Below are 9,358 nucleotides of genomic sequence, written 5' to 3' on the forward strand. Positions count from 1 at the left end.
TACCCGCAGTTGAATCCGACATCAAACGCGATTTGACAAAATCGAATCCGGTGGACTCACGTACGACTCAGAGGCGGACTCCAAGCCGTTTTGCCGCCCTGACGCACCTGAAACGTCGGCACAAAAAAGCCGGCCTTGGTGCAAAGCTGCCGTATCGAAGACTGATCGATTCCGATAGGTTTTCGCTGATCGACAGGGATGGGCGTTCCTTCGATCCGACCGGGCAAGATGGGTAGCCCTTGTTAGCGGCCATCGGCATGGGGCGATACGCAGATCCACGCTGATTGATAGGTTCAATGCGCGGCCGCCGGCCACGCTCAAATTTTAGCACCAGTGGTTTCGGGGGAAACAATGAGCGATTCATTTCGGGAAGTAACATCCGTCTCGTGGTTCGGGCGGATCAAGCGCGCGGTCGGCGGGGTCATCTTCGGCCTGCTTCTGGTCGTGCTGATGGTGGTCGGGCTGTTCTGGAACGAGGGCCGCGCGGTGCAGACGGCACGCTCGCTGGCCGAAGGGGCCGGCACCGTGGTTTCGGCCCGCGCCGACAGCGTCGATGCCGCCAATGACGGCAAATTGGTGCATGTCAGCGGCCCGGTGACGGCGGATAGTGGTCTCGCGGATCCGGATTTCGGCATTGCGACGCAAGGGCTGCGGCTGTCGCGCGGCGTCGAAATGTACCAGTGGAAAGAAGAGTCCAAATCCGAGACCACCAAGAAGCTTGGCGGCGGCGAGGAGACGGTAACCACCTACAGCTATTCGAAGGTGTGGGACGACAGCCAGATCGACTCATCGGATTTCAAGAAGCCGGACGGCCACCAGAATCCACCGATGGCGATCCACAGCCGGACCTTCCAGATTCCGGAGGGCAAGCTTGGCGCTTTCACGCTCGATCAGCCGGTGCTTGATCGCATCGAGGGCGACAAGGACTATTCGCTGTCGCCCGACCAGTCAGCCGCGATCAAGGCCGCCTATACCGGCACCAGGCCGCTCAGCGTCGCTGACGGCAAGATCTATCTCGGCGCCGACACGACAACGCCGACGCTGGGCGACTACCGCATCGGCTATGAGCTGGCGCCGCTCGGCGTGATCAGCATCGTCGCGCGCCAGGCCGGCAGCCGGTTCGAGCCCTACCAGACAGAGGCGGGCGATGCGTTGCTGATGGTAGACACCGGCGCTATCCCGGCCGACAAGATGTTCGCCGAGGCGGTCAGCGCAAACACGCTGATCACCTGGCTGCTGCGCGCCGCCGGCCTTTTGTTGCTGACGATCGGCTTTGCCCTGTTCCTCAGCCCGATCGGCGTGATCCTCGACGTCATCCCGTTCCTCGGCAGCATGGCGCGGATGGGAACCGGCATCATCGCCTTCTTCCTGGCGATCCTGGTCGGCACGACGACGATCGCCATTGCCTGGTTCTGGTATCGGCCCGTTCTGGCGGCGGGTATCCTTGCGGCCGGTGTCATCGCGGCGACGGCGGTCTACTACCTCGGCCACTCGCGCAAAGCAGCTGCACCGGTTGCAGTGCCGAACACCGGAGCGGCAACCTAGGTCGAACGCCGAACGGCTACCGCCGTTCGGCGCTCATTCTTACCGATCCTCGAAACCGGTCAGCACACCGACGGCGTTGACGCCGATCTCCTCGACGGCATAGCCGCCTTCCATGACGAACAGCGTCGGCAGGCCGAGCTTGGCGATGCGGCGGCCTATCTTGGGGTAGTCGGATGTTTTCAGCTTGAACTGGCTGATCGGGTCTTTCTCGAAGGTGTCGACGCCCAGCGAGACGATGACGACATCCGGTGCATAGGCTGCCAGCTTAGCGCAGGCGCCCTCAAGCGAGGCGTTCCAGGCGTCCCAATCGGTGCCGAAGGGCATCGGATAGTTGACGTTGAAGCCTTCGCCGGCGCCCGCGCCGCGCTCGTCGGCGTGGCCGAGGAAGAACGGGTACTCGACCAGGGGATCGCCATGCAGGTTGAGCACCTGGACGTCGGCACGGTCATAGAAGATCTCCTGCGTGCCGTTGCCGTGGTGGTAGTCGACATCGAGGATCGAGATGCGATTGGCGCCTTGGTCGCGGAACCATTGGGCGGCGACAGCGGCGTTGTTGATGTAGCAATAGCCGCCCATGAAGCCTGCACCGGCATGATGGCCGGGCGGACGGCAGAGCGCGAAGGCGGAAGCCTCGCCGTCCTTGACCAGGCCGGCGGCGGTCAGCGCCACGTCATAGGACGATTTGATAGCGGCCCATGTGCCTTCGACGAAGGTGGCACCGGCGTCGAAGGAATAGTAGCCGAGCAGGGCATCGACGCGCTTCGGCGGCACGTCGCCGCGCAGGCCGCGCGTCGGCCAGGTAAAGGGCATCGCCGTGCCCGTCAGGCCGGCTTCCACCCATAGCGGCCAGACCGTCGGCAGGAAGTCGATATAGTCTGACTTGTGGATGCGCTTGGCGGCGGCGAGATCATGCTCGAGCGGCAGGACGATCGGCCCCAGTTTCTCGCTTTCGACCCGCGCCTTGATGAATTCGGCCCGCGAGGGCTTTTCGAAACCCGGAACGATGGCCGAGGTGACGAGTTCCATCTGGCCGGCATGGCCAGCATGAAGCGGCGAATAGACAGTCTTCATGAAATTCCTCTTGAAGTGCGAAGTCAGTCAAGGTTGAGATAGGGGCTCACCAAAGCGAGCCACATTCTTTCCACATCGTCTTCGATGAGGTCGTATGTCTTGCGGTCTCTTTTTAGCCCAACAAGCCGGCAGGCGTGCCCGACGTCCATCATCAGCACACCCAGCCGGCTGGCGATCTTGTCTTCAAGAGCCGGGTTCACATGCTGCAGCCAGGCGGCGTAGAGGGCGATGATCTGCTCGTCATATTCGTCCTGGATCGGCCTGAGGTCGGCATTGCCAGATATGGCCTCGATCACCGGCATCAGGGTGGCGTTTTCGAGATATATCCTGGAGGTATCGACGAAGAGCTTCCGCACTTCCCGCCGAAACTCTTCGCGGTTGGTGGGCCGGGTGGCCTTGATGCGCCTCGCGATGACCTCGGGAAAGGATGACAACCAGCGCCGGGCGAGGTCCAGAAGAATGGCTTCCTTGTTGGGAAAGTATTGGTAGATCGAACCGACCGACAAGCCTGCGCGCTGCGCAATGGCGAGCGTCGTCGGCGTCCTGGTTCCTTGCTCCCGCGTCAAGATCAGCGCCGCGTCGAGAATCCTGTCGACCACCTTGCTCGACCGTTGTTGCCGCGGCTGCTTGCGCGGTTCGAGCGCTATCCTGGTTTTGCGGTCGAGACTGCGCTTCACGGCTTGATGTCCTCGTTCCCCGCCCGGTCTCAACATGGGCAGAGCGTGCTGTCCACAATACATTCCAGATTCCGCATGTTGACAAACGCGAATAATCAGTCGCATTCTTTATCCCACGCTGCCTCTTGGGATGACAAGGGGAATTTCCAAGACAGCGCACTGGCATTCTTTTTCGTCCGAGGCGCCGCTCCGGTGGAGTGGCAGGTCGTTGGACAAGTCTGTCGGTCCAGTCAGTCGTCAAAAGCGCGGAGTCGCGATGTCTGTCACAGGTGCGGGTCACAATGCGGATCTGATCGTCATCAACGGTCGTGTGCAGACTATGGACGACGACAACCCCGCCGCCGAAGCCGTTGCCGTCAAGGACGGCGCCATCGTCGCCATCGGCAGCCGCGCCTCCATCGAAGAGCTCAAGGGACCGGCTACCAAGATCATCGACGCCAAGGGCGGCTCGGTCTTGCCGGGCTTCATCGAAGCCCACATGCATCTGTTTTCAGGCGGGGCAGAGCTTGCTCATCTTCAACTCACCGGTATTCATGGCTTCGAGGCGCTGCAAAAGGCGATCCGCGACTATGCGCCGACGCAGCCCGATGCTCCGATGCTGGTCGGCCAGGGCGTTGACTACACCGTACTCGGCAGCGAGCGGGTGACGCGCCATCACCTCGACGCCATTTTGCCTGATCGCCCGTTCTGTATGGCCGCGCCTGATCATCACACCATGTGGGCCAACACCAAGGCGCTGGAGATGGCCGGCATCCTGCACGGACGCACGCTTGGTCCGGGCAATGAGATCGTCATGGGTGATGATGGCCTGGCCGCCGGTGAATTGCGCGAAGGCGAGGCCTTCGGCCCGGTGCTCGACCTTGCCGGCGAAAGCCGGGTGCGGCTAGGGCTGTCGACCGGCGGCGAGCCGGATCCGATGCCGACGGCGGCCGAGCGCGCCTCCGACCGCGATATCATGCGGCGCGGGCTCGCCTGGTGCGCGCGCCATGGCATCACCTCGATCCAGAACATGGACGGCAACCTCTATCAGCTTGAACTGCTGGCCGAGATCGAAACCGAGGAAGGTTTGCCCTGCCGCGTCCAGATCCCGTTCCACTACAAGAACTTCATGGCGCTCGACATGCTCGACAAGGCATCTGATATGGCCGAACGCTACAACAGCGAATGGCTGTCGTCGGGCATGGTCAAGGTGTTCTACGACGGCGTGCTCGATTCCTGGACGGCTGTCATGGTCGAGCCCTATGCCGACCGGCCCGACTGGGTGGGCGAGCCTCTGTTCACGCCGCAACAGTTCATCGACCTTGCCGTCGCGGTCGACAAGCGCGGGCTGCAGATGGCCGTGCATTCGATCGGTGACGGCGCGGTGCGCGCGGTGCTCGACGGTTATGAAGCGGCGCAGAAGGCGAACGGCAAGCGCGACAGCCGCCACCGGGTCGAGCACATCGAGGTCACCACCACATCAGACGTGCCGCGTTTCGCCGAACTCGGCGTCATCGCCTCCATGCAGCCGCCGCATCCGCCAGGGGCCATGGACTTTCCGCTGGAGCCGACGGTGTCGCGCATCGGGCCGTCGCGCTGGCCGCTGAGCTATGCCTGGCGAACACTGAAGAATGCCGGCGCGCATGTCGTCTTCGCATCGGATTGGCCGGTGTCGCCGATCGATCCGATCCTGGGCATTCAGGCGGCAGTGTTGCGCAAGCCGTGGGCAGAAAGCGACCCGGACCAGAGTTTTTCACTGCATGAAGCGATCGCCGGTTACACGGTCGAGGGCGCTTACGCCGAATTTGCCGAACGCCGTAAGGGCACGCTGAAGTCAGGCTACATGGCCGATCTGGTGGTTTTGTCGATGGATATCGAGAACACCGCCCCGGCCGATCTGCACAAGGTCCGACCGGTGACGACGATTTGCGGCGGCAAGATCACCTATCAGGCCTGACTATGGCATGGGGCTTGCAGGCCTCGATGACTGACTGAACTGTGACCCAATGCCGGGCTTGCCAACCCACCGGCCATGTGGTCACATCGAACAGGGGAAGAACTCCGCCAGCAAGAGCGGGGTCAACAGTGAGGCGTAATCGTGCCGGACAAACCGGATCGGAATGCGATTGAAGTAGTAAACGTCAGCAAAATTTTCGGATCAGGTGAGGGGCAGGTCGCTGCCCTCGACACGGTCTCGGTATCCATCCGCGAGAACGAGTTCTTCACGCTGCTTGGCCCATCCGGCTGCGGCAAGACCACGTTGCTCAGGCTGATCGCCGGCTTCGACTTCCCAACCGCTGGTGAAATCCTGCTCTATGGCCAGGACATCGCCCTGCTGCCGCCCTTCAAGCGGCCGGTCAACACTGTTTTCCAGTCCTATGCGCTGTTCCCGCACATGACGGTCGCCGACAATATCGGCTTTGGCCTGGAAATGCTGGGCAAGCCGAAAGCCCAGATCAAGGCGCGCGTCGCCGAGATGCTGAAGCTGGTCAAGATGGAGGCACTCGCCGGCCGTCGCACCAGCCAGATCTCCGGCGGCCAGCAGCAGCGCGTGGCGCTGGCGCGGGCGCTCGCACCTCAGCCGAAAGTGCTGCTGCTCGACGAACCCTTGTCGGCGCTCGACTACAAGCTTCGCAAGGAGATGCAGATCGAATTGAAGCGGCTGCAGCACGAGACCGGCATCACCTTCATCTTCGTCACCCATGACCAGGAGGAAGCGCTGACCATGTCGGACCGCATCGCGGTGATGTCGTCCGGAAAGATCCTGCAGGTCGGTTCGCCCTGGGATATCTACGACAAGCCTGCCGAACGCTTCGTTGCCGACTTCATTGGCGAAACCAACTTCCTTACGGCCGCCATCAGCCAGATGGCCAACGGCAAGGCGCGCGCGACGCTCAAATCCGGAGCGACCATCGAGGCGACCGTGGCCCAAGGTTTCCAGCCCAAGGCCAACGCCACGGTCGTGGTTCGGCCCGAACACGCCAAGCTGACCAAGGGCAAGGGCGAATTGTCCGGAACAGTCGACAACATCGTCTATTTCGGCACCGACACCCACATCCATGTTCATCTCGAGAGCGGCGAACTCTTCACCGTACGCCAGCAGAACACGCGCAGCGCGGGCTGTGGTTTCGAGAAGGGCGACACGATCGGCATCCTCATCGGCAGCGATGCCGCCCAGGTCCTGAAGGACTGATGATGGCGACCGCGGAAGAAGTCGCCAAGGCAGCGGAACGGCGCGATATCCGTGACCGCTGGCTTTTGTCAGCCCCAGCGCTGTTGACCATTTTTCTCGCCGCGACCGGCCCGTTGCTGATCGTGCTCGTCTATTCGTTCCTGACACCAGGCTCCTATGGCGACGTGAAGTGGCAGTTCTCGCCGGAAGCCTGGATAGCGGTGTTTCTGGAGCGCGATATCTTTGACGATACGCTTTCGATTGCCGCCGCCCACGTCACCATCTTCCTGCGCTCCATCAAGCTCGCAGTGGTGACGACCATCGCCACCTTGGTGCTTGGCTTTCCGACCGCCTATTTCATGGCGACGCGCAGTGAAAAGACGCGCGATCTCTGGCTGTTCCTGATTACCATTCCGTTCTGGACCAACCTGCTGATCCGCACCTTCGCGGTGCTGCAGATCATCCGCAACGAAGGCATCATCAACACGATCCTGCTCAAGCTCGGCATCATCTCGGCGCCGATCCAAATCCTCTACACCGACATGGCGATACTGATCGGCATGGCCTATGTCTATCTGCCGCTGATGGTGCTGCCGATCTACGCCAGCATGGAGAAGCTCGATTTCCGCCTGGTCGAGGCGGGCTACGATCTTTACGCGACGCGCTTCCAGGTGCTGCGGCGGATCATCTTTCCGTTGGTCAAGCCGGGTGTCATTGCCGGCTCGATCCTGGTCTTCATTCCAGCACTTGGTGCCTATGTGACGCCGAGCGTGCTTGGCGGCGGCAAGAACATGATGCTGTCCAACCTGATCGAATTGCAGTTCGGGCAGGGTCGCAACTGGCCGCTCGGCTCGGCGCTGTCGATCGCCGTCATGATCATCGTCATGGTGGCGCTGCTTGCCTATGTGCGCAATGCCGGCAAGTCGGGGGTGCGTCATGGCTAAGAACTTTTCCATCAAGCACCAGCCTGGGTTCACCGCGATCGCCGCGACCTGCTTTATCGTGCTCTATCTGCCGATCATCGTGCTGGTCATCTATGCCTTCAACGCGGCGAGCTCGACCTCCGAATGGGGCGGCTTTTCGCTGAAATGGTTCCAGTCGGCATGGCAGAACACGCAGGTCATCGATGCCACCCTGCGTTCCTTCCAGATCGGCTCCGTCGCGGCGGTACTTTCCACCATCTTCGCCACCATGGCGGCGCTCGCCACCACGCGCACCGCACCCTATCCCGGTCTCACCTTCAAATATGCGGCGATCAACCAGCCGCTGATGGTCCCCGAGATCGTCACCGGCGTGGCGCTGCTGATCTTCTTCTCGCGCATCAAGATCTTCACCGGCTATTCCGGCATCGGCTATCTGATCGCCGCGCACACGGCGTTCTGCATTCCTTTCGCCTACCTGCCGATCCGGGCGCGGCTTGAGAATATGGACCTGACGCTGGAGCGTGCCGCCGCCGACCTCTACGCGACGCCATGGAAAGCCTTCCGCCGCATCACGCTGCCGCTTTTGTGGCCCGGCATCCTGGCCGGGCTGATGCTGGCCTTCGTCATCTCGCTCGACGACGTCGTCATCACAGAGTTCGTCAAATCGGGCGGCCAGGATACACTGCCCACCTACATGCTCGGCCAGATCCGCCGCGGCATCACACCCGAGATCAACGCGATATCGACCGCCTTCCTGCTGCTTTCGGTCGCGATCGTCACGTTGTTTTTCTTCATCAGCAGGAAACGAGACTGAACCGAAAATGGGAGTTAAAACCATGAACTGGAAGACAACAGCAACCGCCATGGGGTTGGCGTTGCTCGCTTCGACGAGCCTGGCCCGCGCCGACGGCGAACTGAACATCTACAATTGGGGCAACTACACCAGCCCCGACGTGATCAAGAAGTTCGAGGCCAAATACAACATCAAGGTGACCATCACCGACTATGATTCCAACGACACGGCACTCGCCAAGGTTCGCCAGGGCGGCACCGGTTTCGACATTGCGGTCCCGTCGCAGACCTACGTGCCGATCTGGATCAAGGAAGGCCTCGTCCAGGAGACCGATCCGGGCAAGATGGAGAACTTCAAGAATGTCGCGCCCGAGTGGGCCAATCCGGAATTCGACCCGGGCCGCAAATATTCGGTGCCGTGGGCTCTGGGCACTGTTGGTGTCGTCGTCAACACCGACGCCTACAAGGGACCGGCCGACAGCTGGGGCATCATCTTCAACGTCCCCGACGAGCTGAAGGGCAAGGTCAATGTCGTTCCCGAAATGAACGACGTCATCTTCGCCGCGATCAAATATGTCGGCGGCCAGCAATGCACCACCGACAAGGAAGTGCTGAAGAAGGTGCGCGATACGCTCGTCGCGGCAAAGCCGAACTGGATCGCGATGGAGTACAATACCATCGAGAAGATGGGCGCCGGCGACTTCAAGGCGACCAGCGACTGGAACGGCTCGGCGCTGCGCCAGCGGCTGGCCAACCCGGCCATCCACTACAACTATCCGAAAGAAGGCTTTGGCCTGTGGAGCGACAACGTCGTCGTTCTGAAGGAGGCCAAGAACGTCGAGAACGCCAAGCTTTTCCAGAACTTCATCATGGACCCGGAAAATGCGGCAGGTCTCTCGGCCTTCCATCGCTATGCCAACGCCATCACCGGATCGGACAAGTACATGCCGGCAGACATGAAGGACGCGCCGGAAGTTGTCATCCCGGCAGCCGACAAGCCGCATGCCGAGTTGCAGCAGATGTGCGCACCGGAAATCCAGGAGATCTACACCAAGATCTGGACCGAACTGCAGAAGTAACTGCGTTTTCGAGGGGCCCCCGGGGGCGCCCCCGCCCGGGCCGGGGTTTTGTGTGAGGGGGGGGGGGGGGGGGGGTGTACGGGGAGGTTTTAAAACAAGAACGCGGGCGCCCGGGTAGGG

The 9,358-nt window shown here is 61.6% G+C and carries 8 protein-coding genes; 6 read left to right on the forward strand and 2 right to left on the reverse strand.

Going from position 1 to position 9,358, the window contains the following annotated elements:
- The first annotated feature begins 351 nt into the window (after positions 1 to 351).
- The gene (locus NKJ06_RS24320; RefSeq protein ID WP_352810867.1) at positions 352 to 1,545 is read left to right on the forward strand and encodes a TMEM43 family protein; all 1,194 of its coding nucleotides are present in this window, start codon (positions 352 to 354) and stop codon (positions 1,543 to 1,545) included.
- Positions 1,546 to 1,584: 39 nt separating this feature from the next.
- Here NKJ06_RS24320 and NKJ06_RS24325 read toward each other — a convergent pair whose 3' ends face one another.
- Positions 1,585 to 2,616: a histone deacetylase family protein gene (locus tag NKJ06_RS24325; RefSeq protein WP_352632685.1), complete on the reverse strand. Its 1,032-nt coding sequence runs from the start codon at positions 2,614 to 2,616 to the stop codon at positions 1,585 to 1,587.
- Between the two features lie 23 nt (positions 2,617 to 2,639).
- Positions 2,640 to 3,398 (reverse strand): TetR/AcrR family transcriptional regulator, encoded by a 759-nt coding sequence (locus NKJ06_RS24330; RefSeq protein WP_352632686.1) that lies wholly within the window; start codon positions 3,396 to 3,398, stop codon positions 2,640 to 2,642.
- Positions 3,399 to 3,549: 151 nt separating this feature from the next.
- On the opposite strand from NKJ06_RS24330, the gene NKJ06_RS24335 reads away from it, so the two are divergent.
- From NKJ06_RS24335 to NKJ06_RS24355, 5 genes are all read left to right on the forward strand, one after another.
- Positions 3,550 to 5,229, forward strand: coding sequence for an amidohydrolase (locus tag NKJ06_RS24335; protein WP_352632687.1), 1,680 nt, complete (start codon positions 3,550 to 3,552; stop codon positions 5,227 to 5,229).
- A gap of 141 nt (positions 5,230 to 5,370) precedes the next feature.
- Positions 5,371 to 6,465, forward strand: coding sequence for an ABC transporter ATP-binding protein (locus NKJ06_RS24340; RefSeq protein WP_352632688.1), 1,095 nt, complete (start codon positions 5,371 to 5,373; stop codon positions 6,463 to 6,465).
- A 2-nt stretch (positions 6,466 to 6,467) separates the two neighbouring features.
- Positions 6,468 to 7,388: an ABC transporter permease gene (locus NKJ06_RS24345; RefSeq protein ID WP_352632693.1), complete on the forward strand. Its 921-nt coding sequence runs from the start codon at positions 6,468 to 6,470 to the stop codon at positions 7,386 to 7,388.
- Positions 7,381 to 8,181: an ABC transporter permease gene (locus NKJ06_RS24350; protein ID WP_352632689.1), complete on the forward strand. Its 801-nt coding sequence runs from the start codon at positions 7,381 to 7,383 to the stop codon at positions 8,179 to 8,181. Before NKJ06_RS24345 ends, NKJ06_RS24350 begins: the two co-directional genes overlap by 8 nt.
- A gap of 22 nt (positions 8,182 to 8,203) precedes the next feature.
- On the forward strand, positions 8,204 to 9,238 hold the full coding sequence (locus NKJ06_RS24355; protein WP_352632690.1) for an extracellular solute-binding protein: 1,035 nt from the start codon (positions 8,204 to 8,206) through the stop codon (positions 9,236 to 9,238).
- Positions 9,239 to 9,358: the final 120 nt, after the last annotated feature.

It is taken from the genome of Mesorhizobium sp. M0293 (assembly GCF_040321735.1).
Taxonomy (GTDB): Bacteria; Pseudomonadota; Alphaproteobacteria; order Rhizobiales; family Rhizobiaceae; genus Mesorhizobium.

Bases quoted from the DNA above. Each gene is read 5' to 3' on its own strand.
- NKJ06_RS24355 (WP_352632690.1), top strand. From the start codon at position 8,204: ATGAACTGGAAGACAACAGCAACCGCCATGGGGTTGGCGTTGCTCGCT.
- NKJ06_RS24330 (WP_352632686.1), bottom strand. From the start codon at position 3,398: ATGCGACTGATTATTCGCGTTTGTCAACATGCGGAATCTGGAATGTAT.
- NKJ06_RS24320 (WP_352810867.1), top strand. From the start codon at position 352: ATGAGCGATTCATTTCGGGAAGTAACATCCGTCTCGTGGTTCGGGCGG.
- NKJ06_RS24345 (WP_352632693.1), top strand. From the start codon at position 6,468: ATGGCGACCGCGGAAGAAGTCGCCAAGGCAGCGGAACGGCGCGATATC.
- NKJ06_RS24325 (WP_352632685.1), bottom strand. From the start codon at position 2,616: ATGAAGACTGTCTATTCGCCGCTTCATGCTGGCCATGCCGGCCAGATG.
- NKJ06_RS24350 (WP_352632689.1), top strand. From the start codon at position 7,381: ATGGCTAAGAACTTTTCCATCAAGCACCAGCCTGGGTTCACCGCGATC.
- NKJ06_RS24335 (WP_352632687.1), top strand. From the start codon at position 3,550: ATGTCTGTCACAGGTGCGGGTCACAATGCGGATCTGATCGTCATCAAC.